Origin of the sequence: Elioraea thermophila (ex Habib et al. 2022) (assembly GCF_003336755.1) — a bacterium.
GTDB classification, from domain to species: Bacteria; Pseudomonadota; Alphaproteobacteria; order Acetobacterales; family Acetobacteraceae; genus Elioraea; species Elioraea thermophila.
Genome location: NZ_QMDI01000006.1, coordinates 607,658 through 633,555 on the forward strand (window position 1 = coordinate 607,658; position 25,898 = coordinate 633,555).

At 71.3% G+C, this 25,898-nt stretch carries 32 protein-coding genes, 1 tRNA gene and 1 pseudogene; 18 read left to right on the forward strand and 16 right to left on the reverse strand.

The window, feature by feature from the left end:
- Positions 1-79: 79 nt before the first annotated feature.
- Positions 80-1,021 (forward strand): LysR substrate-binding domain-containing protein, encoded by a 942-nt coding sequence (locus DWB05_RS12810; RefSeq protein WP_114377562.1) that lies wholly within the window; start codon positions 80-82, stop codon positions 1,019-1,021.
- A 344-nt stretch (positions 1,022-1,365) separates the two neighbouring features.
- On the opposite strand, the gene DWB05_RS12815 is transcribed toward DWB05_RS12810, so the two are convergent.
- Positions 1,366-1,442: transfer RNA gene (locus DWB05_RS12815), tRNA-Arg, on the reverse strand.
- A 90-nt stretch (positions 1,443-1,532) separates the two neighbouring features.
- The gene (locus DWB05_RS12820) at positions 1,533-2,177 is read right to left on the reverse strand and encodes an MBL fold metallo-hydrolase (RefSeq protein WP_114377563.1); all 645 of its coding nucleotides are present in this window, start codon (positions 2,175-2,177) and stop codon (positions 1,533-1,535) included.
- A 63-nt stretch (positions 2,178-2,240) separates the two neighbouring features.
- On the opposite strand from DWB05_RS12820, the gene DWB05_RS12825 reads away from it, so the two are divergent.
- The 9 genes and pseudogenes from DWB05_RS12825 (at position 2,241) to DWB05_RS12860 (ending at position 6,631) form a co-directional block, all read left to right on the forward strand.
- Positions 2,241-2,615, forward strand: a complete 375-nt coding sequence (locus tag DWB05_RS12825; protein ID WP_157967197.1) for a hypothetical protein — start codon at positions 2,241-2,243, stop codon at positions 2,613-2,615.
- A 396-nt stretch (positions 2,616-3,011) separates the two neighbouring features.
- Positions 3,012-4,018, forward strand: a pseudogene (locus tag DWB05_RS15145) (alpha/beta fold hydrolase).
- Positions 3,970-4,128, forward strand: coding sequence for a hypothetical protein (locus tag DWB05_RS14920; RefSeq protein ID WP_198669164.1), 159 nt, complete (start codon positions 3,970-3,972; stop codon positions 4,126-4,128). Before DWB05_RS15145 ends, DWB05_RS14920 begins: the two are co-directional and overlap by 49 nt.
- Positions 4,129-4,130: 2 nt before the next feature.
- A complete protein-coding gene (locus DWB05_RS12835) occupies positions 4,131-4,631 on the forward strand; it encodes a hypothetical protein (RefSeq protein ID WP_114377565.1) in 501 nt (166 codons plus the stop codon).
- 206 nt (positions 4,632-4,837) lie between these two features.
- Positions 4,838-5,164, forward strand: a complete 327-nt coding sequence (locus DWB05_RS12840; RefSeq protein WP_114377566.1) for a HAMP domain-containing protein — start codon at positions 4,838-4,840, stop codon at positions 5,162-5,164.
- A gap of 15 nt (positions 5,165-5,179) precedes the next feature.
- Positions 5,180-5,425 (forward strand): hypothetical protein, encoded by a 246-nt coding sequence (locus tag DWB05_RS12845; protein ID WP_157967198.1) that lies wholly within the window; start codon positions 5,180-5,182, stop codon positions 5,423-5,425.
- Positions 5,426-5,603: 178 nt separating this feature from the next.
- Entirely contained in the window at positions 5,604-5,945 is a 342-nt protein-coding gene (locus DWB05_RS14720) for a patatin-like phospholipase family protein (protein ID WP_157967199.1), read from the forward strand.
- A gap of 153 nt (positions 5,946-6,098) precedes the next feature.
- On the forward strand, positions 6,099-6,266 hold the full coding sequence (locus tag DWB05_RS12855) for a patatin-like phospholipase family protein (RefSeq protein ID WP_114377569.1): 168 nt from the start codon (positions 6,099-6,101) through the stop codon (positions 6,264-6,266).
- Between the two features lie 32 nt (positions 6,267-6,298).
- Positions 6,299-6,631 (forward strand): hypothetical protein, encoded by a 333-nt coding sequence (locus tag DWB05_RS12860; protein WP_114377570.1) that lies wholly within the window; start codon positions 6,299-6,301, stop codon positions 6,629-6,631.
- Between the two features lie 32 nt (positions 6,632-6,663).
- Here DWB05_RS12860 and DWB05_RS12865 read toward each other — a convergent pair whose 3' ends face one another.
- The 10 genes from DWB05_RS12865 to DWB05_RS12910 form a co-directional block, all read right to left on the reverse strand.
- On the reverse strand, positions 6,664-7,434 hold the full coding sequence (locus tag DWB05_RS12865; RefSeq protein ID WP_114377571.1) for a tetratricopeptide repeat protein: 771 nt from the start codon (positions 7,432-7,434) through the stop codon (positions 6,664-6,666).
- Positions 7,431-8,378, reverse strand: coding sequence for a type II secretion system F family protein (locus DWB05_RS12870; protein WP_157967200.1), 948 nt, complete (start codon positions 8,376-8,378; stop codon positions 7,431-7,433). Before DWB05_RS12870 ends, DWB05_RS12865 begins: the two co-directional genes overlap by 4 nt.
- A 14-nt stretch (positions 8,379-8,392) precedes the next feature.
- On the reverse strand, positions 8,393-9,358 hold the full coding sequence (locus tag DWB05_RS12875; RefSeq protein ID WP_114377573.1) for a type II secretion system F family protein: 966 nt from the start codon (positions 9,356-9,358) through the stop codon (positions 8,393-8,395).
- Between the two features lie 9 nt (positions 9,359-9,367).
- Entirely contained in the window at positions 9,368-10,762 is a 1,395-nt protein-coding gene (locus tag DWB05_RS12880; protein ID WP_114377574.1) for a TadA family conjugal transfer-associated ATPase, read from the reverse strand.
- Positions 10,759-11,982 carry a CpaE/TadZ family protein gene (locus tag DWB05_RS12885; protein ID WP_157967201.1) on the reverse strand — a complete coding sequence of 408 codons (1,224 nt, stop codon included), beginning with the start codon at positions 11,980-11,982 and terminating at the stop codon, positions 10,759-10,761. Before DWB05_RS12885 ends, DWB05_RS12880 begins: the two co-directional genes overlap by 4 nt.
- Positions 11,972-12,262, reverse strand: a complete 291-nt coding sequence (locus tag DWB05_RS12890; RefSeq protein ID WP_114377576.1) for a hypothetical protein — start codon at positions 12,260-12,262, stop codon at positions 11,972-11,974. The genes DWB05_RS12885 and DWB05_RS12890 overlap by 11 nt, the downstream gene beginning before the upstream one ends.
- 5 nt (positions 12,263-12,267) lie before the next feature.
- Positions 12,268-13,659 (reverse strand): type II and III secretion system protein family protein, encoded by a 1,392-nt coding sequence (locus DWB05_RS12895; protein WP_114377577.1) that lies wholly within the window; start codon positions 13,657-13,659, stop codon positions 12,268-12,270.
- Positions 13,656-14,528, reverse strand: a complete 873-nt coding sequence (gene cpaB, locus DWB05_RS12900) for a Flp pilus assembly protein CpaB (RefSeq protein ID WP_114377578.1) — start codon at positions 14,526-14,528, stop codon at positions 13,656-13,658. Before cpaB ends, DWB05_RS12895 begins: the two co-directional genes overlap by 4 nt.
- A gap of 6 nt (positions 14,529-14,534) precedes the next feature.
- Positions 14,535-15,044 (reverse strand): A24 family peptidase, encoded by a 510-nt coding sequence (locus DWB05_RS12905; protein ID WP_114377687.1) that lies wholly within the window; start codon positions 15,042-15,044, stop codon positions 14,535-14,537.
- Positions 15,045-15,144: 100 nt separating this feature from the next.
- The gene (locus tag DWB05_RS12910; protein ID WP_114377579.1) at positions 15,145-15,336 is read right to left on the reverse strand and encodes a Flp family type IVb pilin; all 192 of its coding nucleotides are present in this window, start codon (positions 15,334-15,336) and stop codon (positions 15,145-15,147) included.
- Between the two features lie 320 nt (positions 15,337-15,656).
- Here DWB05_RS12910 and DWB05_RS12915 point away from each other — a divergent pair, with 320 nt between their 5' ends.
- From DWB05_RS12915 to ruvX, 4 genes are all read left to right on the forward strand, one after another.
- A complete protein-coding gene (locus DWB05_RS12915) occupies positions 15,657-17,093 on the forward strand; it encodes a pilus assembly protein TadG-related protein (RefSeq protein ID WP_157967202.1) in 1,437 nt (478 codons plus the stop codon).
- Positions 17,094-17,096: 3 nt separating this feature from the next.
- Complete coding sequence (locus tag DWB05_RS12920) at positions 17,097-17,543, forward strand: TadE/TadG family type IV pilus assembly protein (protein WP_114377581.1); 447 nt, start codon at positions 17,097-17,099, stop codon at positions 17,541-17,543.
- Entirely contained in the window at positions 17,533-17,997 is a 465-nt protein-coding gene (locus DWB05_RS12925) for a TadE/TadG family type IV pilus assembly protein (protein ID WP_157967203.1), read from the forward strand. Before DWB05_RS12920 ends, DWB05_RS12925 begins: the two co-directional genes overlap by 11 nt.
- Positions 17,998-18,060: 63 nt before the next feature.
- Entirely contained in the window at positions 18,061-18,543 is a 483-nt protein-coding gene (gene ruvX / locus DWB05_RS12930) for a Holliday junction resolvase RuvX (RefSeq protein WP_114377583.1), read from the forward strand.
- Positions 18,544-18,571: 28 nt separating this feature from the next.
- On the opposite strand, the gene map is transcribed toward ruvX, so the two are convergent.
- Positions 18,572-19,399 carry a type I methionyl aminopeptidase gene (gene map / locus DWB05_RS12935; protein WP_232818537.1) on the reverse strand — a complete coding sequence of 276 codons (828 nt, stop codon included), beginning with the start codon at positions 19,397-19,399 and terminating at the stop codon, positions 18,572-18,574.
- A gap of 25 nt (positions 19,400-19,424) precedes the next feature.
- Positions 19,425-20,348, reverse strand: coding sequence for a methyltransferase domain-containing protein (locus tag DWB05_RS12940; RefSeq protein WP_114377585.1), 924 nt, complete (start codon positions 20,346-20,348; stop codon positions 19,425-19,427).
- A gap of 81 nt (positions 20,349-20,429) precedes the next feature.
- Between DWB05_RS12940 and DWB05_RS12945 the strand changes: the two genes are divergently transcribed.
- The 4 genes from DWB05_RS12945 to DWB05_RS12960 all read left to right on the forward strand — a co-directional run bounded on the left by DWB05_RS12945 (position 20,430) and on the right by DWB05_RS12960 (position 22,629).
- Entirely contained in the window at positions 20,430-20,987 is a 558-nt protein-coding gene (locus DWB05_RS12945) for a hypothetical protein (protein ID WP_157967204.1), read from the forward strand.
- Between the two features lie 7 nt (positions 20,988-20,994).
- Positions 20,995-21,780, forward strand: a complete 786-nt coding sequence (locus DWB05_RS12950; protein WP_114377587.1) for a ComFC family protein — start codon at positions 20,995-20,997, stop codon at positions 21,778-21,780.
- Positions 21,781-21,811: 31 nt separating this feature from the next.
- Positions 21,812-22,084 carry a glutaredoxin 3 gene (gene grxC / locus DWB05_RS12955; RefSeq protein WP_114377588.1) on the forward strand — a complete coding sequence of 91 codons (273 nt, stop codon included), beginning with the start codon at positions 21,812-21,814 and terminating at the stop codon, positions 22,082-22,084.
- Positions 22,085-22,164: 80 nt separating this feature from the next.
- Positions 22,165-22,629, forward strand: a complete 465-nt coding sequence (locus tag DWB05_RS12960; RefSeq protein ID WP_114377589.1) for a DUF1178 family protein — start codon at positions 22,165-22,167, stop codon at positions 22,627-22,629.
- A gap of 93 nt (positions 22,630-22,722) precedes the next feature.
- Here DWB05_RS12960 and DWB05_RS15260 read toward each other — a convergent pair whose 3' ends face one another.
- Together DWB05_RS15260 and ubiG are read right to left on the reverse strand one after the other, a co-directional pair.
- Positions 22,723-24,945, reverse strand: coding sequence for an ATP-binding protein (locus DWB05_RS15260; RefSeq protein ID WP_114377590.1), 2,223 nt, complete (start codon positions 24,943-24,945; stop codon positions 22,723-22,725).
- A gap of 171 nt (positions 24,946-25,116) precedes the next feature.
- Entirely contained in the window at positions 25,117-25,827 is a 711-nt protein-coding gene (gene ubiG, locus DWB05_RS12970) for a bifunctional 2-polyprenyl-6-hydroxyphenol methylase/3-demethylubiquinol 3-O-methyltransferase UbiG (protein WP_114377591.1), read from the reverse strand.
- Positions 25,828-25,898 lie beyond the last annotated feature (71 nt).

A 25,898-nucleotide genomic window follows, 5' to 3' on the forward strand; every position in this document is an offset into this window, starting at 1 on the left:
CAGCGAAGGACTGGCAGCGGCAACTTGCAAACGACGATTTCTCGCCGCACTGTTGAATCGAATTCAACGGAGAAGGGGCGTGCCGACTCATCTGCCGCTGACCGCGCTCCGTGCCTTCGACGCCGCCGCCCGCCTCGGCAGTTTCCGCGCGGCGGCGGAGATGCTCGCGCTGACGCCCAGTGCGGTGAGTCACCAGATCAGGGCACTCGAACGCCGCATCGGGGTCGCACTGTTCGTGCGCGGGCCGCGGCGGGTGGCGCTGACTGAAGCGGGCGAACGTCTCGCGTGCGCCACCGCTGGCGCGTTCGACGGGCTCGCCGAGGCCCTCCTCGCCTTCGGCGTGCGCGAGCGCAAGCGACTTCGCATCCACTCCGCTCCCTCCTTCGCCGCGACGTGGCTTGCGCCACGGCTGGCGGCGTTCATCGCCGCGAACCCCGATCTCGACGTCGTGCTGTCCGCCTCGCCCGAGCCTGCCGACCTCGCGCGCGGCGAGGCCGCCTGCGACATCGTCTATCTGCCGCGCCACCCGCCGCCGCAGGATCTTGCCGCAGTTGCCCTGGGCGAGGAGCGGATCGCGCCCCTCTGCGCCCCCGCACTCGCCCGGAGGCTGCGCACCCCGGCCGACCTCGCATCCGCGGTACTGATTCATTCCTCCTACAACACGATCCGCTGGAGCGACTGGCTCGCGCGCAACGGGCTCGATCCCGCGATCGGGCGCGACGGCCCCCGGTTCGACCGTTCCTTCCTCGCCATCGCTGCCGCCGTGGACGGGGTGGGTGTGGCGCTCGACTCGACGCGCTTCGCCGAACGCGAACTCGCGGAAGGACGGCTGGTCCATCCGTTCCGCTGGCGGACCGACGATCCCCGCATCGTCAACCACGCCCTCGTCTTCCGCCCAAACCCCGCGGAACCGGTGTTGCGGTTCCGCGGCTGGCTGGTGAGGGAACTCGCTGCGGACCCGGCAGCAAGACCCGACCCCGCGACAAGGCGAAACCGAGGGCGCAGCACCGCACGGACATAGCACGAGTAGCGCAAGTGCGGCCTTCCCGAGGCCCGTTCTCGAATCGTCCCGAAGACACGAGCAAGACGGTCTCAACACCGAGTGGCGGTTGCGGGGTCGGCGGGCGGCCAGCCGCCTGCTGAGCGGACTGCCATCGGGGCGCGGAGGGAAACGAAACCAGGCCGGAAGAGGGTCGTAGAGCGCATCGGTGGCGTCCTGCGTTTCCGCCTGTCGCCCGTTTTGGGAGTTCGCCCCGATCCGCTCCAGGGGCCGACGGTCGCCCACGAGCCCGAACCGTCCATGGCACCGGGGGGGCCAGGCCGTCTCCCACGGGCCGCGGGGCCGGTTGTCGTGAAGCGAGGGGCTGGTGTCCCCGGCGGGATTCGAACCCACGGCCCCAGGATTAGGAATCCTGTGCTCTATCCTGCTGAGCTACGGGGACCCGCACCGCGCATAGCACGGCGAGGTGGCGGGCGAACAGGGCGTCATCGTCCCGTCGGGCAACCCGCCGAACGCCGCGCAAGCCCGCCCCTCACCCCCGCTCACCGACGAAGGGATTGGTCAGCCTCTCCTCACCGAACGTCCCGCCCGGTCCGTGCCCGCACAGGAAGCGGATGTCGTCGCCGAGCGGGAACAGCTTGTCGCGGATCGACCGCACCAGGGCGTCGGCGTCGCCGTAGGGGAAATCCGTCCGCCCGATCGAGCCGCGGAACAGCACGTCGCCGACCACCGCGAGCCGCGCCTCGGTGGAGACGAACACGATGTGTCCCGGCGTGTGGCCGGGGCAGTGCAGGACGGTGAAACGCTCGCCGGCGATCGACACCGCATCGCCCTCGGCAAGCCAACGATCGGGCGTCACCGCCCGCGCGCCGGCGATGCCGAACTGTCGCCCCTGCTGTTCGAGCCCGGCGAGCAGGAAGGCATCGCGCGCATCCGGCCCCCACACTTCCACCCCCAACGCCGCGGCGAGCTCCGCCGCCCCGCCCGCGTGATCGATGTGGCCGTGGGTGAGCAGGATCCGCTCGGCCGAAACCCCGGCCTCGTCCAGCGCGGCCCGGATCGCGGGGATGTCCCCGCCGGGATCGATCACGGTGGCACGCCGTTCACGCTCCTCCCACAACAGCGTGCAGTTCTGCGCGAACGGGGTCACCGGAACGATCACGCCCTGCACGGCCATCTGCGTCCTCCTCCTGCACGGGCCCCCTTTGCACGACGAGGCGGGATGCCGAAAGTGCCGGGCATGGCAGAGACGCCCCCTCCCGCCGACGCACCGGCCGCCCCCGCGACCGGTGCGAAGCCCGCGCCGCGTCGCGGCGGGTGGGCCGTGCTTCGCCTCTGGCGGGGTGAGGAACCGCTCGCCCGCGCCTTCTGGGACTGGGGCATCCTCGGCGGGCTCCTGGTCAACATGTCGACCAGCTTCGCCTTCTGGCTGCTGCTCACCGAGGACCGGGTCGTGCCCGCCTACATCATCGGCTACGGCCTCTCCAACGCCTACAACCTGCTGATCGGGGTCGGCATCTGGCGCAGCGTCGGGCGGGAAGTGACCGATCCGGCGCGGGCGCGGCGCTTTCGGCTGATCACCCTCGCCCTGCTCGCCGTCGCCGTCGTCACCTGACGCCGACGACTGCCTCGCGTCATCCAGTCTTCATGCGATCGTCGCGCTGCCGTCGCCGCCCTCGCCTAGGTCAGCGGGGTCGGCCTTGGCAGGCTGCGATCGTTGGCGATCGCAGCCGAGCTGCGTGCCGGTTGGCCGAGGAGCGCGCGCCATGACCGTCGTTTCCCCCCCGTCGCCCACCGCAGCGCCCGAAAGCCGGATGACCCCGGCGCAGGAACTGCTCGAACGCGGCAACGACGCGTTCGCACGCGCCCTCGAACAGGGCCGGGTGCTGGGCGAGGTGGCGCAGCGCCATCCCGCTCGCGTGATCCCGGACACGCTGGCCCGCCTGCAGCCGCCCGCCGCGCCGGCAACACCTTTGTCGTGCATGAGCGGGCCGGCTGCCCGCCGGTTCTCGTGTTCGAGTACGAGACCGTGCTCGACGGCCGCTCCCTGCCGCGCCCCGTCAACTACGCGCTGGTGCGCATCGTGCCGGGAGAGGGAATGCCACCCACCGATCCCGCGCTTCCCCCTTCGTCATCATCGACGCCTGCGCCGGGCACGGTGCCGGCATCGGCGGCTTCAAGTCCGACAGCCAGGTCGGCGTGGCGCTGCGGCGCGGCCACCCGGTCTATTTCGTCGTCTTCTCGCGCGATCCCGTCGCGGGGCAGACCATCCTCGACGTCACCGCCGCCGAAGCCGTGTTCCTGCAGACGGTGCTGGAGCGGCACCCGCGGGCGCCGAAGCCGGTGGTGATCGGCAACTGCCAAGGTGGGTGGGCGACGATGATGCTCGCCTCCGCCGCGCCTGACCGCGTGGGGGCCCTTGTCCTCAATGGCGCCCCCCTCTCCTACTGGGCCGGCGAGCGCGGCAAGAACCCGATGCGCTACCTGGGCGGGCTGGCGGGCGGCTCCTGGCCCGCCCTTCTCCTCGCCGATCTCGGCAACGGCAAGTTCGACGGCGCGAACCTGGTGATGAACTCCGAGAGCCTCTCGCCGGGCAACACCTGGTTCCGCAAATACGCCGACGTCTATCTCGAGGCCGATACGGAGGCGGAACGCTTCCTCGAATTCGAACGCTGGTCGGGCGGCTTCTTCCTGAGGAACCGGGAGGAGATCCGCTGGATCGTCGGCAAACTGTTCATCGGCAACCGCTTCTCGGCCGGCTAGCTCGCCGCCGGTCGCGGCCACACCTTCAACATCCGCAACGTCAAGGCGCCGATCATCGTCTTCGCCTCGGCCGGCGACAACGTCACGCCCCCGGGCCAGGCTCTGCGCTGGATCGCCGACTCTATCGCGAGGCGGCGATCGCTGCCCTGCCGCGCCTGCTGCCGACGGTGGAGGATCGCGAGCGGGCGCTGGCCAAGGTGGAGTAGGTGGCGGGGCCGGATGCCGAACTGGGTGAAAAGGCTCTCGCCATGCTGAACCGGCTGCGCGCCGTGCTTCGCCCCGCCGGGACGGAGGCAGCGGCGTCGCCGAGCGCGCCCGTCCCCAACGGCGCGCTGGCCGAGCCGGCGGAGGCGGCCCCCGACTAACGATGCTGCGCTGGGCGCCGGCCTCGGCGATCCCCGACGGGTCGGTCGCCGAGGCGCTTGCCCCCTGCGAGCGGATCCTGCTCGCCCGACGCGAGCGCGCGGCCGACGTGGCGGGAGCGCTCGAGACGGCGCTGGTGGCGGCACTCGGTGCGCCGCCGGCCGCCTCGCCCGATGTGGCCGCCGCCCGTGCCCTCGCCCGCACCGTCGACCGGCACGGCCAAGCCTACGCGCCGGGAGCCGAGCCCGCCTACCACGATCGCCACCACCAGGCCGAGGCGACCTCGGCCATGGGCCGGCTGTGCGGCCTCGCCCGCAGCCACGCGATGCTGGACGCCGAGAATGTCCTGATCGGTGTCGCCGGCATGCTGGCGCACGATCTCGTCCACCCCGGCGACGGTGGCGACCCCCCGGCGCTCTGGAGGCGGAATCGGCCCAGCAGGCGGTCGCCATCGCCGGCGAGGCGGGGCCGCCGCCCGCCTGGTGCGCGGCACTCGCGGACCTGATCCGCGCCACCGCCGACCCCGCACCGGCCGCCGCGCCCGACCTGCCGCTCCTGCACCACCTGGCCCGCGAGGCGGACCGCTTTGGCAGCACCCTGCCGCACCTGGGCCTTACCCTGTCGCGCGCGCTGGCCCGCGAGCGGGTCGCGGGCTGCGACACCACGGGCGCGTGATCCGGCTCGGCACCCGCCCAGACGAGCGGGCTCGGCGTGATCGAGGGCGTCGCCGCCGAGACCGAGCCCCCGCTCCTCATCGCCCTCGTCGCGCCGGCCGGGGATTTCACCGCCGCCGTGCTGGGGGCGATCCGTTCCGGTACCACGCCGAGTGTCGCCGCCCTCGCCCTCGGGCTTGCCGGCATCGCGTTCGTCGCGTCGCGCATCGCCCGGCCGCTACGCGCGCTCGCACGCGAGGCCGACCGCATCCGCGCCCTCGATCTCGCCGGACCCGTCGTCGTGCAGTCGCGCGTGGTCGAGATCGAACGCCTTGCCATCGCCATGGACCGGATGAAGGACGCGACCCGCCTCTTCGGTTCCTAGGTGCCGAAGGATGTCGTGCGGCGCCTGATCGAAGCCGGGCCCGATGGCCGGCTCGCGGCGGAACGGCGGCCGATCACCGTGCTGTTCACCGACATCGAGGGGTTCACGCGTCAGGCGGAACATCTCGTGCCGGAAACGCTGATGCGGCTTGCTTCGCTCTACCTCGCTGACCTCTCGGATGCCCTGCAGCGTCACGGGGGGCACGATCGACACGTTCATCGGCGATTCCGTCATGGCGTACTGGAACGCGCCGCGGCCTGATGCCCTGCATGCGAACCGGGCCTGCCTCGCTGCCCTCGCCGCCCGCGACGCCTCGCGGGTCCCCCTGACGAGGATCCGCTCGTCCGCACCTATCGCCACCGCCTTGCCGTTCTCGCCGATCGCGCACCACCCCCCGGCCGGTCGCCCGTGGTCCGCTTCGATGCCAAGTGAAGGAGGCATGGCGGAAGCAGAGCCGCCCGTCCGGAAGAGGGTGAAGCTTGCCCTGCAGGGTGGTGGGGCACACGGCGCTTTCACTTGGGGCGTGCCGGATCGCCTGCTCGAGGCGGCGGGGATCGAGGTCGAGGCGCTCTGCGGCACCTCGGCCGGCGCGGTGAACGCGGCACTCGTCGCGCACGGCCCGGCACTCGGCGGCAACGCGGCGGCGCGCGCTGCCCTGCGCCGCTTCCGGCTGGAGATCGGCCGGCTCGCCTCCCTCCTGCCGCTGCAGCCCGCGCCGCTCGATCTCATGCTGAGCCCGGGCAACCTGCCCATTCCCGGGCCTGGAAGCTCGCCGATCTGATGACGCGCCAGGTCTCGCCCTACGACCTGAACCCGCGCAACCTCAATCCGTTGCGTGATCTGATCGATTCGATGGTGGACTTCGCCCGGCTGCGCGGGCGGCGGGCCGCCGCTTTTCGTCTGCGCCACCAACGCGCTCACGGGGCGCCTGCGCGTGTTCGAGAAGCACGAGATGACGGCGGACTGCGTGATGGCCTCGGCCTGCCTGCCGATGCTGTTCCAGGCGGTGGAGGTCGGTGGGGAGTATGTCTGGGACGGCGGCTATTCCGGCAACCCACCGATCTTCCCCCTCATCTCCATGGGCGACGGCCCTGCATCCTGATCGTCCAGCTCAACGCGATCAACATTCCCGAAGTGCCGCGCGCCATCGCCGACATCATCGACCGCGTCAACACGCTCTCCTTCAACACTTCGCCGACGCGGGAGATGCGAATGATCCGTTTCGTCACCGACCTGCTCGACCGCGGCGAGCTTTCGCGCGATCGCTTCCTGCGGCTCTACATCCATGCCATCGGGGCGGAGGAGGAGCTGGCGCGGATCGATGCGCGCTCGAAACTGAACGCCACACCGCGCTTCCTCGCTTGGCTGTTCGAGCTCGGCCGCACCAAGGCGAACGCTTTCCTCGCCGCCCATTTCGACGATCTCGGCGTGCGCTCCTCGACCGACGTCGACCGCATGTTCCTCTGACGGGCGTTGGCCATACGTTGGGCCAATGACCATCACGGCGAGGCGGCGGCGGCGAGCATGCTCGCAGCGGAGGCGAACTCGGTGAAGGCCTCGCCATCGAGTTCGGGCGCGACGAGACGCCGCGCCTCGGCCATCCGTCCCTGCATGGCCGCGATCAGGCCTTGCGTGTGCCTTACGCGAACGTCCGTGCGGGCGGCGGTGCCGAGCTCCTCGAACAGGCGCTCCGCCTCGGCGGCGTTGCCGGCCAGCGCGAGGGAGAGGGCAAGATTGTTCCGCGCCGCAACCTGAGATGGTGCGACCTGAAGCGCGCGCCGGTAAAAACCCTGTGCCCGCGCGTGGTTGCCCCCGAGGTCGGCGGCGACACCGAGCCCGTTCAGCGCCTCGGCATCCTGCGGATCGGCCTCCGCCGCACGCCGAAATGCGGCCTCGGCCTCGGCCACGGCCCCCTCGCGCAGGTGCAGGCGCCCGAGCGCCTTCAGCACGGCGCGATCACCGGGGCGGCGTGCCAGCACGCCCTGCAACACACCGATGGCCTCGCCGGTTGCGCCGCGCTCGGCCAGCGCCTGGGCGAAGCGGAGTTGGGTCTCGACATGGTCCGGCGCCGCCGCAGCGGCGTTGCGGTAGATCGACAGTGCGACGTCGTGGTTGCCGTGCGACTCGGCGATCGCAGCAAGACGCAGGCGCTCTGCCACCGAGAGGGCGCGCGGATCCGGCCGGTCGGTTCGCGCGCATGCGGCAAGAACGATCGGCGCGACGATCCAGAGGATGCAGAGGCGAGAGAGCGGAGTTCCGGACATCGTCATGACCCCATTCGGCCGAGCGTGCCGATCAGCTGGACGAAGGATGGCCCCGCGAGCAGCACGATCAGGCACGGCAGGATGAACATCGTCAGCGGCAGCACCAGGAGCGCAGGCAGCCGTGCCGCCCGCTCCTCGAACGCAGTGAGCCGTTCGTGCCGCATCTCCGCGGCGAGCGTACGCAGCGCCTGCCCGAGCGGCGTGCCGTATTGCAGCGTCTGCGCCAGCGTGGTGCCGAGTCGTCTCAGTCCATCGACACCAGTGCGTTCGCCGAGATTGAGCAGCGCCTGGCGACGATCGGACAGAAGGCGAAGCTCGCTCGCAAGCGTCGAGAATTCGGCAGCGATCGCGCCATTGGACGGCGCCATTTCGACCGCCACGCGGTCGACCATGCTCTCGAGCCCGAGCCCGGCCTCGGAGCAGATCACCATCAGATCGAGCGTGTCGGCGAGGCCGGTCTGGAGCTGCTTGACGTAGCGCCGGTGCAAATGGCTCAGCACCATGTTGGGACCGAGGATGGCGGCCGCGATGGCGAGGCTGAGCAACAGGATCTGGTGCATGCCGTCGGTTCCGCGCCACACCGTGACGGCGTAGGCGGCAGCGGGCAAAGCCAGCAGGAGCACGACTTTCAGCCCGAGCACGACGGGAACGACGGTCTGCGGCCTGTAACCGGCCGCGGCCACGGCGCGCTCGAGATCACGCCGGTCCTTTTCCGAAATGAGCGCGGTGCCCGAAATGGCCTCCCCGATCGCCCGCAGAACGCCGCTCGCCGTGAGTGCGGGCTTGCGACGGGCCGCGACCGCAGGTCCAGCCCGGCCGAGCGACGCGATCCGCCCGGCGAGCCTGCGCTCCGTCTCCGCCCGCTCGGCGAGCCAGGCCGCCAGCACAACCAAGATAACGACGGCGAGGGCCAGTGCCGCGAGACGCGCCACTTGCGCCGGATCGCTCACGTCAACCTCCGCCGTCATGTCACCGCAAGGCTCCGGCGGATCATCATCCGCATCGTCAGGATACCGAGGCCGAGCAGGGTGAAGGCGATGGCGGCAACCGTGGGGCCCTTTTCGTTCTCGACATAGAAACGCAGGTAGTCGGGGTTCAGCACCGCGAGGGCGGCCAGCGCGACGAAGGGGATGGCGGTGAGAATCATCGCCGAGGCGCGGGCCTGACCGGCGAGGGCCCGCCCTCGCGCTGCCGTCTGCACGCGCTTGCGCACGACATCCGCGAGGTTCTCCAGCGTCTCCGTCAGGCTACCGCCGGTCTGCTGCTGCAGGGTGATGGTGACGGCGAAGAACCCATACTCGCGCAGTCCGGTGCGCTTGTGCAGGTTGAGCAGGCTCGTCTCCAGTGCGACACCGATCGCCTGTTCCGCCGCGACCTGGCCGAACTCGCGTCGGGTGGGCTCCGGGCTTTCGCGGGCGATGGCGCGGATCGCCTCGTTCACCGGAATGCCGGCCTTCAGCGAGCGCACGATCATGCTCATCGCGTCCGGCAGCTGGGTCAGCAGCTTCTCGCGGTAGCTGGTCCGCCCGAAGGTGAAGGCAAGGCGGGCGACGAGCATCGTCGCCGCGACGCCCGCCGGCACAGTAAGCGCCGTTCCCATCATCGCGGCGGCGAGCAGCGCCGCGCCAAGGCCGACCACTGCGGCGAGGCCGAGGACCACCGGCCAGGGCGCCGGGTGCTGCTCCGGCCGCGCGGGATCGAGCGCGATGAGTGCCGTCAGCTTCTGCAAGGTCGACGTCCGGTCGCGACCGACCAGGACAAGGCTCTGCTGTCTCGGCTCGACCGCCGGGTGCGACGGCTGCCGCCGGGCCGTGCCGAGACGCGCTTCCATCCGCCGTCGGCGGTTGTGCTCCCACAGCAACAGAGCGGCCGCGACGATCATCGTGATGGCGGCAACGGCAGCGAGTGTCGCAGGCGAAAAGGAGAGCACAGCGACGCCTCAGATCGCCTCGATCGCCGCCATCCAGGCACGATCGAGCCCGAAATATTCGAGCCGCGCGATGAAACCGGGGCGGATCGGGGTGGCACGATAGCGGCCGCGGATCTTGCCCCGCCCATCCTCGCCTTCGTATTGGAAGGTCACCAGATCATTCATCGTCACGACGTCGCCTTCCAGGCCGCGCACTTCGGCGATCTGGATCACGCGCCGCGTGCCGTCGCGCATCCGTTCGATCTGCACGATCAGGTCGACGGCGGAGGCGACCTGGGTGCGGATCGCCTTCACCGGCAGCCCGAAATTGCCCATCTGCACCATGTTCTCGAGCCGGATGAGGGCGTCGCGGGCGCTGTTGGCGTGCAGGGTGCCGAGCGAGCCGTCGTGGCCCGTGTTCATCGCCTGCAGGAGATCGAACGCTTCGGGACCGCGCACCTCGCCGAGGATGATGCGATCGGGGCGCATCCGCAGCGCGTTGCGCACGAGGTCGCGTTGGGTGATCTCACCCTTGCCTTCCAGATTGGCAGGCCGCGTCTCGAGCCGAACCACGTGCGGCTGCTGCAGCTGGAGTTCCGCCGCATCCTCGATGGTGACGATCCGCTCCCCGTGATCGATCATCCGGCTCATCGCGTTGAGGAGCGTGGTCTTGCCCGACCCGGTGCCGCCCGAAATGAGGACGTTCAGGCGGCAGCGGGCGGCAATCTCCAGCAGTTTGGCGACGTTCTCCGTCAGCGACCCGAGCTCCACCATGCGGGCGAAGTCGATGCGCTTGCGGGCGAACTTGCGGATGGAGATGCAGGCGCCGTCGAGGGCGAGCGGGGGGAGGACGATGTTGACGCGCGAGCCGTCGGCGAGCCGCGCATCGACCATCGGCGAGGATTCGTCGACCCGGCGACCGACCGCCGCGGCGATCTTCTGCGCCACGGCGATCGCGTGCTGGTCGTCGCGGAAGCGTACCGCGCTCTTCTCCAGCTTGCCGCCGATCTCGACGTAGATGTTGTTCGGACCATTCACCATGATGTCGGTGATCCGCTCGTCCGCAAGCAGCGGCTCGAGCGGCCCAAGGCCGACCATGTCGTGCGCGATGTCGCGCGCAAGGGCGGACTGCTCGCGCGCCGAGAGCTCGATGCGGTGTTTGTCGGCGAGCTGGTGAATCAGGCGCTCGATCTCCTCCCGCAGGCGCTCCGGGGGAAGCTCCGCGGCGACGGTGGGGTCGACCTGCTCGATGACCAGCGACCACAGGCGTTCCCGCGGCGAGGCGGGCCCCGCGTTCGCACCGCCAGTGCGGGAGGCGAAGACGGATGAAGGGGGCGCAGCGAGCCGCGGAGGGGGGACCACCGCGGCGGCAGATGGAGCGGGCTCGCCCGCCAGACGCTCGAGCCGGCGTCCGAACCCGCTCATCGCCCGAGAAGCCTCCGCCACAGGCTGGTCGGCTTCGCGACGCGCGCGCCCGAAACCTCACGGGTCAGGGCAAGCATCGCCTGACGGAACGGCTTGCTGCGGGCGCACGCCGGAACGCCCAAGTTGAGGGCGGCGAGGACGGCCTTGTCGGTCTCCGGCAGGCGGATGTCGATCCTTCCGCCGAGCCCCTTTTCCACCATCTCGAGGGGTAGCCCCCCGCGAATACCGAAGCGGTTGAGCACCGTCAGCGCGCGGTCATTGCCGGCAAGAGCGGTCAACATGGCGCGCAGGCGGGCGGTGTCGCGCACCGCGACGATGTCGGGTGTCAGCACCAGCAGCCGCGTCTGCGCCATCGGATAGACGGCGAGCAGCGCGGGATCAGCCGTTGTCGGCATGTCAACCACGATCCAGTTGAACCTCTTGCGCAGCAGGCTCATCAGCCGCGCCACGCCGGTCGCCGTCGGGCGCGGGGCTTCCTCGAACGGTTCCTCGGCGGCGATCAGGCGAAGCCGATCGGACACCGCCACCGCGGAGCGGTCGAGGAAGAGCGCATCGACACGGTCGGGCTGCTCGAGGGCGACACGCAGCCCTGCCGACGGTTTGACGCCCAACAGCATGGCGGCTGCGCCAGTCTGCAGGTTGAGGTCGACGAGCGCGACGTAGCCCCGGGTGTGCTCCGCCAGCAGGACGGCGAGATTGGCGGCAACCGTCGTGGTGCCCACACCGCCATGCGCGCCGACCACCCCCACGACGCGGCCGCCGATGATCTCGTGCGGGAACGCTGCACGGCCCTGCACGACAGGCAGGAAGAGGCGAACGACTGCGTCGCGTGTGAGAGGCTTTTCGAGATACTCCACCACGCCAAGGCCGCGGGTGATCTCGCGGTAAAAGTCCAAATCGGTCTGCTCGCCGATGACCAGAACCTTCACGTCCGGCTCGCAGACATTGGCGAGCTCATCGAGCGCCTCGATGGGATTGTCGACACCACTGACGTCGACGATCAGCACTTGGGGGGTCGGTTTGCGCGCGAGATCGCGGATCGCGTAGGCGATGCCGCCACGCAGGATGGCGAGCCCTTCGCCGAGATCCGACAAAGCCGCACGCAGAGTGCCTTCCGAGTCGGCGTCCGCGACATAGGCGACGAGAAGCGGACGGGAGAGGGCGAAGCCCGGGCCCTCTGCCGCCTCGGTCGTCTCATCGAGCAGAGCGTTACCGTCCACTGCGCCCTCCGGCAGAGGCACCGACCGGTGAAGTGCGAACCTCCGGTAGCGGTTTCAGCGCGTCATCCTCCAGACGCTGGATGGCATCCGCCGCCTGACGCGACCTCCCGCGATCATCCCCCACCCCGCGGTCGAGATGAGCAGGATTGGCGATCATGGCGCGCAGATTGGCGTCGTTGACGTGGCGTGCGCGCCAGGTTCCTTCCCGCTGAAACGGATCGATCGCGGCGGTACAGCCCGCGAGAGCGAGGAGGAGCAGGATGGCGGCGGCGGGCGGCATGGCGATCAGTCCAGGATGAAGCCGGCACGGCCCGGCACGCGGCGCGGGGCACCGTCGCGCGAGACCTGGCGTAGCAGCAAGAGGCGTTCGATGTCGTTCGCTGGCCTCAGGCCATCCGTCGGCAGCGCGAGTGCCCGCGGTTCGGACACGGGGCGAACGATGTAGGGCGTGACGATGATGACGAGTTCGCTCTCGTTGCGCCGAAAACGGTCAGACCGGAACAACGCACCAAGCACCGGCACCTCGCCGAGGAAGGGCAACCCGGAGGCGGCGATTCGAGCACCGTCTTGGAACAGACCGGCGATGGCGAAGGACTGGCCGGAGCCGAGCTCGACCGTGGTTTCGGCGCGGCGGACGCGCAGCGCCGGCACACTCACGACACCGCCGGCGAGCGGCAGGCTGATCGCCCCTTCCTCCGACAATTCGCTCACCTCGGGGCGGACGCGCAGGTTGATCCGATCGTCGCTCAACACCGTCGGCACGAAGGCGAGCGAGACGCCGAACTGCTTGAACTCGATGGTGATGCGATCGAAGGAGGCGCCGACGGGAACGGGGAATTCGCCACCGGCGAGGAAGGAGGCGGTTTCGCCGGATTGCGCTGTGAGGTTGGGCTCGGCGAGGATGGTGATCAGCCGATCCTGCGCCAGGGCGTCGATCAGCGCATCGGCGGCGAAGGATGGCGAGGCAAGGCCCGCGCCAACGACGGGAGCGACCGAGCCGCCGAGGATCGTGTTGTTGAGGAGGCGGAACGTGAAACTTCCGCCTGGCCGCCCGACCACGTCCCACGAGATGCCGAGCTGGCGCGTCACCTCGCGGCTGATTTCGGCGACGCGGACGCGGAGGTTCACCTGCAACGGCCCCCGCGTCTTCAAGTCGTCGATGACGCGGTCGTTCTCCGGCAGACCCGCGCGGACGATGGTCAGCACACGCTGGGCGTCGGCGGCGGTCGGCACTTCGCCGGCAACGATGACGCCGCCCGGCACGCGACGCAGGCTGAGATTGGCGATGGCCGGCACGGCGGCACGGATCGCCGCCTCGACGGCCGGCAGCGCTCCGGGGGGCGCCCCACCACCACCGGGACCAGCAGGGCGCTGGCTGCCAACAACCACCTCGTAGGTGGCGATCTCCCGTCCGTCCGCCGCGGCGGCGACGACCACCGTCCGGCCGCGGGCGACGCCGGAAACGAACAGGGTGGTGGGCGAGGCGGCCTGGACATTCGCGATACGCGGGTCGGCGGCGAACACCGTGCTTGCCGGCTGCGGCAGGGTCACGAGCTGGCCGCCGCCAACCTCGAGGGTGAGGGTGGCGCGCTGCTGCGCATGCGCGGGGGGCGCCGCGAGGGCCGTGCAGGCGAGGACGGAGAGGAGAACGAGGACGCGGGCCAGGCGGCGGATCATCGGAAGATCACCTCCTGCCGCTCGGTGCCGCGGATGATCTGCAGGCGTTGGCCGACCGGGCGATCCGTCGGGTCGGTCTGCGCCAGTGCGGGCGAGACGTCGCCGCCGAACACCGAACGGCGGGCTTCGCCGTTGGCGCGCTCCTCGTCGGCCATGGCGCGGATGGTGAGGGAGAGGCGGCCGAGCTGGCTCGCCACCGCCACCCGCTCCGCCTCCTCCGGCGTAACTTCCAAAGTAACGGTGCGGGCGATGCGGCCATCCGGCGACGGGGTGGCGCCCATGGCGCCTTGCGTCAGGTGCTGGTCGACGGCGATGACGCGAACATCCGTCAATACCGTTTCGCCGACGACACGGCGGGAAAGTTGCGCGACCGAATCGTCAAGCTTCTGGGTGAGGAGGAGATCAACCCGGTCGCCGGGCCAGATCAGGCCGGCCGCACCGGTGACGGCATCGACGCCGACGGTGATGGCGCGCCGGTTGGGTTGCAGCACGGCGGCGAGGAAGCCGCGGTCGCGCGGGCGGAGCACGTCATTCCCCGTCAGAACCTCGCCGGGGTCGAGCCAGCGGCGCACCAGCGCACCGCCGAGTTCGGCCCGCGCTTCGGGCGCGTCGCGCACCGCGCCTTCGGGGATGAGTTCGAGCGGGAGGTCGCGCGCGGCGAGATCCTCGTTGCGCAGGAGGAGGCCCGGTGGGAGGGGGCGTGCGGCGACGAGGACGCGGGCGGTGACGGGGCGTGGCGGTTCCGGTGCGGCGACCGGGGCGGGGGGCGGGGAAGCGGGGCGCGGCGGGCTCAACGCCTGCAGGCCGATGGCGACCAGCACGCCCGAGGCGAGCACCAGGACGCCGATGAGGAGGACGCGCACCAGCATGGCGCGTCACGCTACGGCAGGAAGGTTTCCCGAAAGCAAAAACCCGGCGGCGATGGCGACCCCGTAGGGCAGCGGCCCGCGGCGCTTCAGCCGCCAGGTTTCGGCGGCGGCGATGCGGGCGAGGAGCGGTTTGCCGCGGCCGGCGGGGCGCGGCTTGCGCAGCGGGAGATGGGGCCCGGCGAGGTAGAGGAGGGAGAGCGCGCCGCCCGAGAGCGCGGTGGCGACGACGAAGTCCCATACCGCGAGCGGAGGCAGGCCGAGGGCGGCGGCGGTGGCGAGCTTCACGTCGCCGCCGCCGAGCACGCCGCGCAGGAAGAGGGCGAACAGGACGGCGAACAGGATGGCGGCGGCAGCGAGGGAGGCGGCGGCGGCGGCGAGGCCCTCGGTCAGCCGCGCGGCGATGGACGCGATCGCGAGAAGCGCGCAGAATGCATCAGGGATCCGACGGAAAGCAACGTCGCATAACGCCGCCCCGCCCAGTGCGAGAACGGCGAGGACCGAAATACACGACAGCACCAAGTAGTGCTCGTGGAAACGATTAGGCTGGCGGAAGCACAAGAGTGGACCACCGCCTCCGATGGCCCACCCCGGATACGATTACCAAATCTCGAGTGATTCACTCCGAGCTGAGCTGTCCTCCAACCCTCTCGAAGACACCCACAAGTCTGTCACCGAGTAAATTGAAGGCTGTGACGAGGGCAACGATGAGCACTCCGGCGATAACGCCGTATTCGAGTGCCGTCACACCCCGCTCGTCGCGCTTCAGCGCCGCGAGGCGGGAGGAAACATAGGTCCAGGCCTTGAGCATGTCGTTTCCCTTCCATTCCGGCCGCGCCACACCACCACGCAGCAGCGGGCCGCGTTGAGCCCGTTCCGACCCCGGCACGCCTCCTGCGCGCCGCACCCGCCCTCATCACCGGCGCCCCGAACCTGCCATCCGAGCGGAGCCACCGAAGCAGCGAGCGGAACGATTTGATCGGAGAAAGAGTAAACGCCCTGTTAACGCTTCACCGGTAAGCAAGAGGCGTCTCCACCGAGGAGATGCGGTCCCGCAAGACGCGCGCTCGCACCGGGCGCCAGCCGCCTACGCCGAGGGACCGCACGACAGAGGGAGGGTGGAAGGACGCGATGACGAACGGACCGCAGACCCCCGCTCCGAACCGAACGGGCCGCAAGCCGCCGCGTGGCGGCCCGGCACCCTTGCGCCTCGCCGCCTCACTCGGCACGGCAGCAAGACGCCTTCGCCGCGACGAGCGCGGCACCACCGCCCTCTTGACCGGCGCGCTGGCCTCCCTGCTCGTCGGCTTCGCCGGCCTCGTCGCCGACGGCGGCACCTGGTACGTCGCCCGCCGCAACGCCCAGACCGCGGCGGACGCCGCCGCGCAGGCCGCCACCCTCGCGCTGTTGCGCGGCCAGGACGTTGCCGCCACGGCGCGCGACATCGCCGCGCGCAACGGCTTCGACCCCGCGAACCCTGACACGACGGTGCGCGTACGCGCCTTCCGCCGCGACCCGAACCCCGGGATGGAGGACGCGGTCGAGGTGATCGTCGAACGCGAGGTGCCGATGCTGTTCGGCGGCGTGATCAGACTCTTCGCCAACCAGGCGCAGGCGACCACCGGGGAGACGGTGCGCATCGCCGCCCGGGCGGTGGCGCAGGCGATGACGCTGCCGGGCGGCGGCGGGGCCTGCGTGCTCGCCCTCGGCGAGAACGGGGGCATGGTGGTGCAGGAGAACGACCTGCAGATCGGCGGCAACACGCGGCTCAACGCGCCGCAATGCTCGCTCGCCTCGAACACCTCGATCCGCCAGTTCGGCAACTCGCGCGTGACCGCCTACACCATGGTGGCCGCCGGCACGGTGAGCATCGGCAACCCGGCCAACGTCACCCTCTCCCGCCCGGCGGCGGCCTTCCAGCCGCCGTTGCGCGACCCCTTCGCGCCCGAGGTGCCGGGGACGGGCATTCCGTTGCCGCCGAACAACCAGACCTGCACGCGAACGAACTTCTCGACTGCGAAATCCTCCACCGCCGCCATCACGCCCGGCGTCTATTGCGGCGGGATGACGTTGCGCGGCACGCATGATTTCGCTCCGGGCGTGTACTATTTCCAGAACGGCGGCCTCACCGTGCAGGGCTCGGCCAACCTCACCTGCTCCACCTGCACGCCCGGCAACGGCGTCACCTTCGTCTTCACCGGAGAACCGAACCAGATCTGCGGGCCCGAGAACATCAACGCCCAGGCGCGCATCGACCTGATCGGCGGCACGCCGCAATATCCGGGAATCCTGATGTACCAGGACCCGCGCGCCGCGCCGGGCTACCAGTTCCACCTCAACGGCGGGGCCAACATCACCACGCGCGGCCTGTTCTACTTCCCGCGCTCCGATCTCACCATCAACGGCAACTTCGGCGGCGAGACCTCCGCCTGCAAGGCGTTCATCGCGGAATCGATCACGCTGACCGGTACCTCGACGCAGACCATCCGCGTCGACGGCTGCGGCGAGCTCGGGGTCGACCCGGCGGTCGAGTTGCCGCAGATCCGCATCGTTCGGCTGGTGGAGTGACCGATGCGCGCGCTCACCTCGCTGCGACGGTGCCGGCGCGGCCTCTCGGCGCTGGAGTTCGGCCTCGTCGCCCCGTTCCTCGTGTTGGTGCTGAGCGGGCTGGTCGATCTCGGCCACGCGCTGCAGCGCACCATCGTGCTCGAGAACGCGGCACGGGCGGGGGCGCATTTCGCGATGAGCTTCCCGCAGGAGACGGCGTCGATCGCGGCCGCCGTGCGCGCCGCCCTGGGCGGCGTCGAGGCGACGGTGACGGTGCAGGGGCCGAACTGCGTCTGCGGCGACGGCTCGCCAGCCTCCTGCGACGGGCTTGCCTGCCCCGGCACGCCGCCGACGCCGTCGCGGGTGTTCGTTCGGGTCATCGTGGCGGCTCCCTACCAACCGCTGATCGGCTTCGGCCGGTATGTCCTGCCGGAGACGCTGCGCGGGGAGGCGATCGCGCGTGTGCGCTGAGCGGCGACGGCAGCGCGGCCTGACCGGAGCGCAGCGCGGCGCGGAGAGCGGCACCGCGGCGGTGAGCTTCGCCATCGTCGCACCCGTCCTGCTGACGCTGGTGTTCGGCATCATCGACTTGGCGCGGTATGCGTTCACCGTGGTGTCGGTGCGCGAAGCGGCGGCGATCGCGGTACGCGCCGCGGCGGTCGGACGCACGGAAGCGGAGGCAGCGGCGATCGCCATCGGCCGCACACCGTTCGTGGCCAATGGACTGGACCTGACGATCGAGTGCGAACTGCTCACCACGGCAAACGGGGCAGAGATACCGACGCGAATCGCGTGCGGTGCGGCGATCGACCCGACCGCGCTGCGCCGCGTGCGGGTCATCGCGACCGGCGAGTTCCGCTTTCTTTTGCCCTACTTGCCGACCGGCGCGATCCCGATCGTGCAAAGGACGGAAGTGACGTCCTGAGCAAAGCCGGGGGGTGAAGGCGAAGGGCCGGGCGGAAACGCTGCCTTCGGCTATCCTCACCCCATGCCGCTTTCCGACCTTCGCGCCCTCGCCGCCGTTCTCGGGCCCAGCGCGCGCCTGCTCGGCATCGATCTCGGAGCGAAGACCATCGGGCTCGCGTTGTCCGACGTCGGGCGCAGCATCGCCTCACCGTTCGGCGCGATCCCCCGCCGCAAGCTCGCCGCCAACGCGGCCGAGATCGCCGCCATCGCGCGCCAGCACGGTGTGGGGGGCATCGTCGTCGGCCTGCCGCTCTCGCTCGACGGCTCCGTCGGTCCCGCCGCGCAGGCAGCGCGCGACTGGGCGGCTGCGCTCGCCGAGGCGACCGGCCTGCCGACGGCGCTGTGGGACGAGCGCCTCTCCACCGCGGCGGTGAGCCGGATGCTGGTCGGCGAGGCGGACCTCTCGCGCCGACGTCGGGCGCAGGTGGTGGACGCGGCGGCGGCGGCGTGGATGCTGCAGGGCGCGCTCGACGCCCTGCGCCGCCTGCCCCCTCCCTCCTCTTGACGCTTGGCGCGCCGTCCGCGCTGTCGCCTCAGAGCGCGTAGGGCGGCTTGTGCAGGCCGCGCGGCGAGAGGGTGAAGATCTCCACCCCCGTTTCCGTCACGCCCACCGTGTGTTCGAACTGGGCGGAAAGCGAGCGGTCGCGCGTCACCGCCGTCCAGCCATCGTCGAGAATTTTCACCTCGGGCCGGCCGGCGTTCACCATCGGCTCGACGGTGAAGAACATCCCCGGCCGCAGCACCACGCCTTCGCCGGGGCGGCCGAAATGCAGCACGTTCGGCGGCTCGTGGAAGGCCCGCCCGAGGCCGTGACCGCAGAACTCGCGCACCACCGAGAAGCGCTGGCGCTCCACATAGGACTGGATGGCGAAGCCGAGATCGCCGAGCGTCGCGCCGGGGCGGATGACGGCGATGCCGCGCATCATCGCCTCGTAGGTGACGTCCATCAGCCGCTGCGCCTTCACCGACGGTTTGCCGGCGACGTACATGCGCGAGGAGTCGCCGTGCCAGCCATCGAGCACGACGGTGACGTCGATGTTGAGGATGTCGCCCTCCTCGAGCCGGCGCGACGAAGGAATGCCGTGGCAGACGACGTGGTTGACCGAGGTGCAGATCGACTTCGGGAAGCCGCGGTAGCCGAGGGGGGCGGGGACAGCGCCGTGCGCGACGATGAAGTCGTGGCAGAGCCGGTCGAGCTCCTCCGTCGTCACGCCCGGGCGCACGTGTTCGGTGATCATGTCGAGGGTTTCGGCGGCAAGCCGCCCCGCCCGGCGCATGCCCTCGAAATCCTCCGGGCGGTAGAGGGTGATCTTGCGCGCCTCCGCCCCGCGCACGCCCTCGCTTCGCTCGAGTTGCGTCATGCCGTCTCGGTCCATTCCGCGGGCCCTAGCGCGCGCCCCCGGACGGCGCAAGCGGGGGTGTCTCGCCGGCCGCGTGTTCCACCGCGCCGAGCGCATCGGCGAGCCGTGCTGCGGCGCTGCCGGGGCGGAGCGGCTTCGGCTGGCTCTCCGCCGGCGCCCAGCCGGTGAGGGTGAGCAGCACGAGCGGCAGCGCGATCCTCCCCTCGCCGTCGCGCGGCAGGCGGGCGAGGGCGGAAGCGAAGAGCGCGCGCGGCGGGATGCGGCGCGAACGCTGCGCCACCGCATTCGTTTCGCCGAGGGCGCGGAGATCGCGGATCAGCGCGACCGGGTCGTCGTAGGTGACGGTGAGGGTGTCGCCGTCGGCGACGGGGAGCGCGAAGCCCGCCCGCTGCAGCAGCGCCGCGGCATCGGCGAGGTCGGCGAAGGGCGAGACGCGCGGGCTTGCCCCGCCGGTGGTCTCGGCCTCGGCCCCGAGCAGGGCGGCGCGCAAGGGCGCGAGGGTGCCGAGGCCGGGCATGACGGCGAGGAAGAGACCGTCGGGGACGAGGGCGCGGCGGATCTGGATCAGCGCCCCGGGCAGGTCGTTCACCCAGTGCAGCGACAGGCAGGAGACGATGAGGTCGAACGAGGCCGGGGCGAAGGGCAGCCACTCCTCGTCGGCGGCGATGGCAGGTCCCGAGCGGGCAGCGCGCGTCGCCAAGCGGGGCGAAAGGTCGGCGGAGACGACGAACGGGATGCCCCGCGCCCGCAGGGCCTCGGCCACCAGGCCATGCCGCCCGCCGAGGTCGAGCGCGCGGCTGAAGCGCCGCGTGGTGTCGTCCAGGCGATCGAGCAGGCGGTCGGCGATGGCGGACAGGAGCGGCGCCGCCTCGTCGATGCGCGCGGCGGCGCGATCGCGGTGCAGGCGCACAGAGCGGCGGTCGAAGACGGGCTCGGGTCCGACTGTCACGCCCTGGATGTGGGCCGGTTGCGCCGCGACGCCAACGGGGCGCAGAGTGCAGGAGGATTGAGGGCCTTGTGGGACGGCGGCGTGATCGATCCCCTCCGGCTCGTCGAACGGATTGCGGCCGTCGGTGCCGCCCGCGCGGACATGCGAGCGATGGTGGGGTCCGGGCGGGTGGACCGCGACACGCTCGAGGCCGTGCTCGCGCGGCTAGCGGCGCTGGCCGCCCGGCGCGCGCTGTTCGGCACCGGCGAGTTCGCCGGCGGCGACCGACCGGCGCGGTTCGTGCTCGCCGAGGACGCCGACGGCGGCCTGGCGCTGTCCCTCGTCGTGCATCCGCCCGGCTTCACGGCCGAGCCGCACGCGCACGGCACCTGGGCGGCGATCGCCGCCGTCGAGGGTGTGGAGGTGCACCGGCTGTACCGGCAAAGTCCACGTGGGCTGGAGGTGATCGATGAGGTGGTCCTGCGGCCGGGTGCGGGCGTTGTGCTGATGCCGGACGACATCCACGCCGTCCGCGTTCCGGGGCCGGGCCCGGCTCGCCTCCTGCAGCTCCATGGGCTGGCGCCGCACCGCGCCCCGCGGCAGGAGTACGCGGCGCCGGTCGAGCAGGCATGGCCAGCGGCGCGTGCCGAAGCCGGCTGAGACATCCATGAGGGCCGACGACCTCCTCCGACCGGCGCACGCGCTGGCGCAACGCGGCGTCCGGCTCGCCCGCCTCGCGCTCGATGCCCTGGTTCCCCCGACCTGCCCGGTCTGCGACACGCCGGTCGAGGCGGCTGGCCTGATCTGTTATGCCTGCTTTCCGCGTTTCCGCCCGATCGCCCCGCCGGTCTGCGACGCTTGCGGCCTGCCCGTCAGGGGGGAGGATACACCCCCCCCGATCTGTCCCGCCTGTGCATCCCGACGCCCGCTGTTCGGCCGCGCCCGCGCGGTTTGGCTCTATGGCGGAGCGGCGAAGGACGTGATCCTGCGGCTGAAATACGCCGACCGAGAGGACTTGGCGGTGCCGCTCGGGTGGCTGATGGCCCGGGCAGGCGCCGATCTCCTGCGCGAGGCCGATCTGCTGGTGCCGGTGCCGCTGCATCTGCGGCGGCTGGTCGCGCGACGCTACAACCAAGCAGCGCTGCTCGCCCGCGCCATCAGCCGCGTTTCCCGGATCCCCGTCGCCGTCGACGCGCTGCGCCGCACGCGCGCCACCCCCGCGCTCGCCGAACTCAGCCGCGAGGAGCGCGAGGCGAGCCTGATCGGTGCCTTCGCCGTCCGCCCACGCTGGCGCGGCCGCATCTCCGGCCGGCGCATCGTGCTGATCGACGACGTGCTGACCTCCGGCGCCACCGCCGAAGCCTGCGCCGAGGCCCTGCTCGCCGCCGGTGCCGCCGCAGTCGACGTGCTGGCCGCCGCCCGCACCCCACCGCCAAGCGCCGACGCCGCTTGACCGCCCGCGGGTGCGGCGCGACAGGGAAGGGATGCCCGAGGTCGAGATCTACACCACTGCCTGGTGCCCCTACTGCGTGGCCGCCAAGCGACTGCTGCGCGCGAAGGGAGTTGATTTCCGCGAGATCGACGCGCCTTCGGGAAGTCCCGCCCGCGAGGAGGCGATCCGGCGCTCGGGCGGGCGCACCACCGTGCCGCAGGTCTTCATCGACGGCCGCCCCTTGGGCGGTTACGACGACCTGTCTGCGCTCGACCGCGCCGGTGAGTTGGATCGGCTGCTCGGGCTCGGTCCTGCCGCCGCCTGACCTCGGCCCGCCGCTGGCACTCTCTTGCCGCGGCTGCCAATCGACCCGACACTAAGGGCAACGGACCGGGGCGAACGGCAATGATCCACTATGCGCTCCGCTGCGAGGCGGGTCACGAATTCGACGGGTGGTTCAAGGACAGCGCGACCTTCGAGAAGACGGCCGCCAAGGGCTTGCTCGAGTGCCCCTTCTGCGCCTCGACCAGGGTGACGCGCGCCCTGATGACGCCGGCCATCGCCGGCGGCCGCCGCGACGAGCCGAGCCCTCAACCGCCCGCCGCGCCACCGCCCGCGGCGCCGGAGAAGGCCGTCGCCGGCCCGATCCCGCCCGCCCTCTACGCCGCCCTCGCTCGGCTGCGCGCCGAAATCGAGCGCACCTGCGAGTACGTCGGCTCCGCCTTCGCCGAGGAGGCGCGCCGCATCCACGAAGGCGAGGCGGAACGGCGCGGCATCTACGGGGAAGCGACCCCGGAGGAGGCCGAAGCCCTGCGTGAGGAAGGGATCGAGGTGCAGTCCATTCCCTGGGTGCCACGGACCGACGGCTGACCGCTCCGTTGCCTCAGTGGGGGCCTTACGCCGTTTGCGCTTTGGCCCTTTCACCCCAGGACCTGGAGCGATACGCCCGCCCGACCCGCCGCCTCAGGTGCCCTGTCCGGTCCCTGCTCCCGCGCCCTTGGCCGCGCCTGCCTGCAGCAGGGCGGCGATCGCCGCCGCCAGATCGGCCCGCGCGATCGGCTTGGCAAGGAAGGCGATCGCCTCCTGGCGCGCGAGATCCTCGGGCAGCTGGCTGCCGGCGAAGCCACTGATCAGCAGGGTGGGCAGGACCTTGCCGCCGCGCCGCGCCCACAGCGCGAGCTCGTAGCCGTTCATGTCGCCCGGCATGATCACGTCGGTCACCAGCACGTCGGGGTTGGCCTCGCTGAGCCGCGCGCGGGCGGAGGCCGCATCGTGCGCCTCCGTCACCCGCGCGCCGAGGGCCTTCAGAGTCTCCGCCATGACGTGGCGCACGGTCGGATCGTCATCGACCAGCAGCACGTGCGCCTCGATCCGCGTCGGCACGGTGGCGGGCCGCGGCGGCTCGGGCGGGATCGCCTCCGCGGTCAGGGGCAGGAACACCGAGACGCGCGTGCCGCGGCCCGGCTTGCTCTCGATGATCGCCGTGCCGCCGGATTGCTGGGCGAAGCCGTACACCATGGCAAGGCCGAGCCCGGTGCCGCGGCCGAGCGCCTTCGTGGTGAAGAAGGGCTCGAAGGCCCGCGCCGCCACCTCCGGCGGCATGCCACGCCCGTTGTCCTCGACGTCGATCACGGCGTAGCGCCCGGGCTCCAGCCCCGTCGCGTCGCGCTCCGAGGCGCGAATGAGCCGCATGCGCGTGCGCACGACGATCCGCCCGTCGCGTTCGATCACGTCGTGCGCGTTCGAGATCAGGTTGATCAGGCAGGCATCGAGATGCGCCGGGTCGACGCGCACGGGGAGCGGCCGCGGTGCGAGATCGAACACGAGCTGATTCTGCTCGCCCGCCGCCTTGGCGAGCAGGGTGCGGCTCTTGCGGATCTGCGCCGAGACGTCGCAGGCGACCGGAAACAGCATCTGCTTGCGCGCGAAGGAGAGGAGATCGGCGGTCAGCCGGGCGCCGCGCTCGATCGTCGCCATCATCAGGTCGGTCGTCTCCCGCACCGTCTGATCCTCGGGGAAGCGGTTCTGCAGGCTCTCCGCAGAGCCCATCAGCACGGCGAGCAGGTTGTTGAAGTCGTGCGCCACCCCGCCGGTGAGCAGCCCCACCGCCTCGAGCTTCTGCGCCTGATGGAGCTGGTCCTCCGCCTTGCGCCTCGCTTCGTCGGCATCGATCACGCACTCGACGAGATCGGCATGCGCATGCGCGGCGCGCCAGAGCGCGTAGGCGAGCGCGCCGATGGCGACCGAAGCGAGCAGCAGCACGAGGCCGAAGCCGATCGCCACCTTGTCGTGCGCGCGGGAGAGGCCCGACCGGGAGCCGGTGACCGAGACCGCCACCAGTTTCGGGCCGATCGCCCGCCACGCGATCAGGCGCCGGCCCTCCTCCACCGTCATCTCTTCGATCTCGCCGTTCTCGGCCCCGCCCTGCCAGGCGCGCAGCAGACGGGCCAATCGCGTGTCGAGGCGCGCGGGGGCCACCTCCGGCGGACGGCTGGCCAGCACCCAACCGTCGCGGCTGATCCAGGCCACGGTGAAATCGACGAAGGGCGAGATGCCGGCGAAGGCGCGCTGCAGGTAGCCGGTCGGGATCAGCACCACGGTGGCGTCGACCGCCCCCGGCGTCTCGCAGGGCACAACGACGCCGAAGGCGAACTCCCCGCCACCGGGCAGCGGCCGCGGCGGCACGACCGCGACCGGTTCGCCCTCCAGCGTGCCGATCTCGTCGGGCCCGGGCAGCGGCAGGCGCATGTCCTCGCCCCAGGCCTGCGGCAGCGAGTGGACGAGGACCCGCCCCTCCGCATCGACGATGGCGATCGCGGCGATGTGGGCGTGGCGATCGGCGATGGTTGCGAGAAGCCGCCGCAGCCCCTCGTCGCTGCGCACCTCGGCGGCCGGGCGAAGAGATGCGATCTCGTTCACCCGGCGTCCGACATCGACGCTGACCGACAGTACGGTGCGCGTGTGGTAGGCGGCGAGATCGAGCACCTCGGCGAGCCGGGCTCGCCCCTCGCTCATCGCGATCGCCTTCAGCCAGGCCGCCCCGACCAGGATCGCGATCAGCGGCGCCAGCATCAGCCCGCCGAGCAACAGGGCAATCCAGCGGTTCAGCCTCTGGGCGGAAAGCGACATGTCGGCGAGCGCGGCCTCGGGCGAGGCCGCATCGAGGCGACGCGGCAGTGCGGCCATGACGGCTCCTGGAGCGGATCGGGAAGGAAACGGGAGGGGGGCAGGGCGGGCAGAGCTCCGCCCGGCTTCGGAACCTATTCCTACAGCCTTTCCCCCGCGCGGTCGAGAGAAAACCGCATCACCGCCCTGCCGAGCGCGGCTGCTCGGGCCTCCCTCGCTCGCCGGCCGGCGTCAGACGCGCCGCGCCGCAACCAGGTAGTTCACCGAGAGATCCGGCGTCTCCCGCCACCTCCCCGACAGGGGATCCATCGCCATACCGGCTGAGTCGACCACCGCGAACCCGGCCGCGCGCAGATCCCGCGCCAGCTCCTCGGGACGGACGAAGGCGCGCCAGTCATGCGTGCCCACGGGCAGCAGCCTGAGAAGATACTCCGCGCCCACCTTGGCGAACAGGAAAGATTTCGCCGTGCGATTGAGGGTGGAGAGGAACAGCATGCCCCCCGGCCGGCAGAGTGCGGCGAGCGCGCCGAGGAAGGCCGACCGGTCCGCCACGTGCTCCACCACCTCGAGCGCGGTGATCGCATCGAACATCATCCCCTCCGCCACCAGATCCTCCGGCGCGCCGACCCGGTAGTCGATCGCGAGCCCCGCCCGCTCGGCGTGCAGACGGGCGGCGGCGATCGTCTCGGCCGCGGCGTCGATCGCGCTCACCCGCGCCCCCGCCCGCGCGAAGGCCTCGGCCGCGATGCCGGCGCCGCAGCCGACATCCAGCAACGGAAGACCCTCGATCGCGAAGCCCGCCTTGCGCAGCCGGGCGAGGATCCAGGCCACGCGCAGCGGGTTCATCCGGTGCAAGGGTTTCATCGGCCCCTCGGGGTCCCACCACCGGTCGGCAAGGGCGGCGAACTTCGCTGTTTCGGATGCCAGAACCGTGCCCGCCATGCCGCCACCCCCGGTTGCCGACCAGAACCCCAACCGTTATGTGTCGCCGCTCACGCCCCGCGCAACCAAGC

Coding starts and splice junctions, on each gene's coding strand:
- DWB05_RS12865 (WP_114377571.1), bottom strand. CDS start 7,434: ATGACGATGTCCGGAACTCCGCTCTCTCGCCTCTGCATCCTCTGGATC.
- DWB05_RS12880 (WP_114377574.1), bottom strand. CDS start 10,762: ATGAGCGGGTTCGGACGCCGGCTCGAGCGTCTGGCGGGCGAGCCCGCT.
- DWB05_RS12910 (WP_114377579.1), bottom strand. CDS start 15,336: ATGCTCAAGGCCTGGACCTATGTTTCCTCCCGCCTCGCGGCGCTGAAG.
- DWB05_RS12895 (WP_114377577.1), bottom strand. CDS start 13,659: ATGATCCGCCGCCTGGCCCGCGTCCTCGTTCTCCTCTCCGTCCTCGCC.
- DWB05_RS12835 (WP_114377565.1), top strand. CDS start 4,131: ATGCTGCGCTGGGCGCCGGCCTCGGCGATCCCCGACGGGTCGGTCGCC.
- DWB05_RS12960 (WP_114377589.1), top strand. CDS start 22,165: ATGATCCACTATGCGCTCCGCTGCGAGGCGGGTCACGAATTCGACGGG.
- DWB05_RS12890 (WP_114377576.1), bottom strand. CDS start 12,262: ATGCCGCCCGCCGCCGCCATCCTGCTCCTCCTCGCTCTCGCGGGCTGT.
- ruvX (WP_114377583.1), top strand. CDS start 18,061: ATGCCGCTTTCCGACCTTCGCGCCCTCGCCGCCGTTCTCGGGCCCAGC.
- DWB05_RS15260 (WP_114377590.1), bottom strand. CDS start 24,945: ATGGCCGCACTGCCGCGTCGCCTCGATGCGGCCTCGCCCGAGGCCGCG.
- cpaB (WP_114377578.1), bottom strand. CDS start 14,528: ATGCTGGTGCGCGTCCTCCTCATCGGCGTCCTGGTGCTCGCCTCGGGC.
- DWB05_RS14720 (WP_157967199.1), top strand. CDS start 5,604: ATGGCGGAAGCAGAGCCGCCCGTCCGGAAGAGGGTGAAGCTTGCCCTG.
- map (WP_232818537.1), bottom strand. CDS start 19,399: ATGACGCAACTCGAGCGAAGCGAGGGCGTGCGCGGGGCGGAGGCGCGC.
- DWB05_RS12820 (WP_114377563.1), bottom strand. CDS start 2,177: ATGGCCGTGCAGGGCGTGATCGTTCCGGTGACCCCGTTCGCGCAGAAC.
- DWB05_RS12915 (WP_157967202.1), top strand. CDS start 15,657: ATGACGAACGGACCGCAGACCCCCGCTCCGAACCGAACGGGCCGCAAG.
- ubiG (WP_114377591.1), bottom strand. CDS start 25,827: ATGGCGGGCACGGTTCTGGCATCCGAAACAGCGAAGTTCGCCGCCCTT.
- grxC (WP_114377588.1), top strand. CDS start 21,812: ATGCCCGAGGTCGAGATCTACACCACTGCCTGGTGCCCCTACTGCGTG.
- DWB05_RS12920 (WP_114377581.1), top strand. CDS start 17,097: ATGCGCGCGCTCACCTCGCTGCGACGGTGCCGGCGCGGCCTCTCGGCG.
- DWB05_RS12950 (WP_114377587.1), top strand. CDS start 20,995: ATGAGGGCCGACGACCTCCTCCGACCGGCGCACGCGCTGGCGCAACGC.
- DWB05_RS12825 (WP_157967197.1), top strand. CDS start 2,241: ATGGCAGAGACGCCCCCTCCCGCCGACGCACCGGCCGCCCCCGCGACC.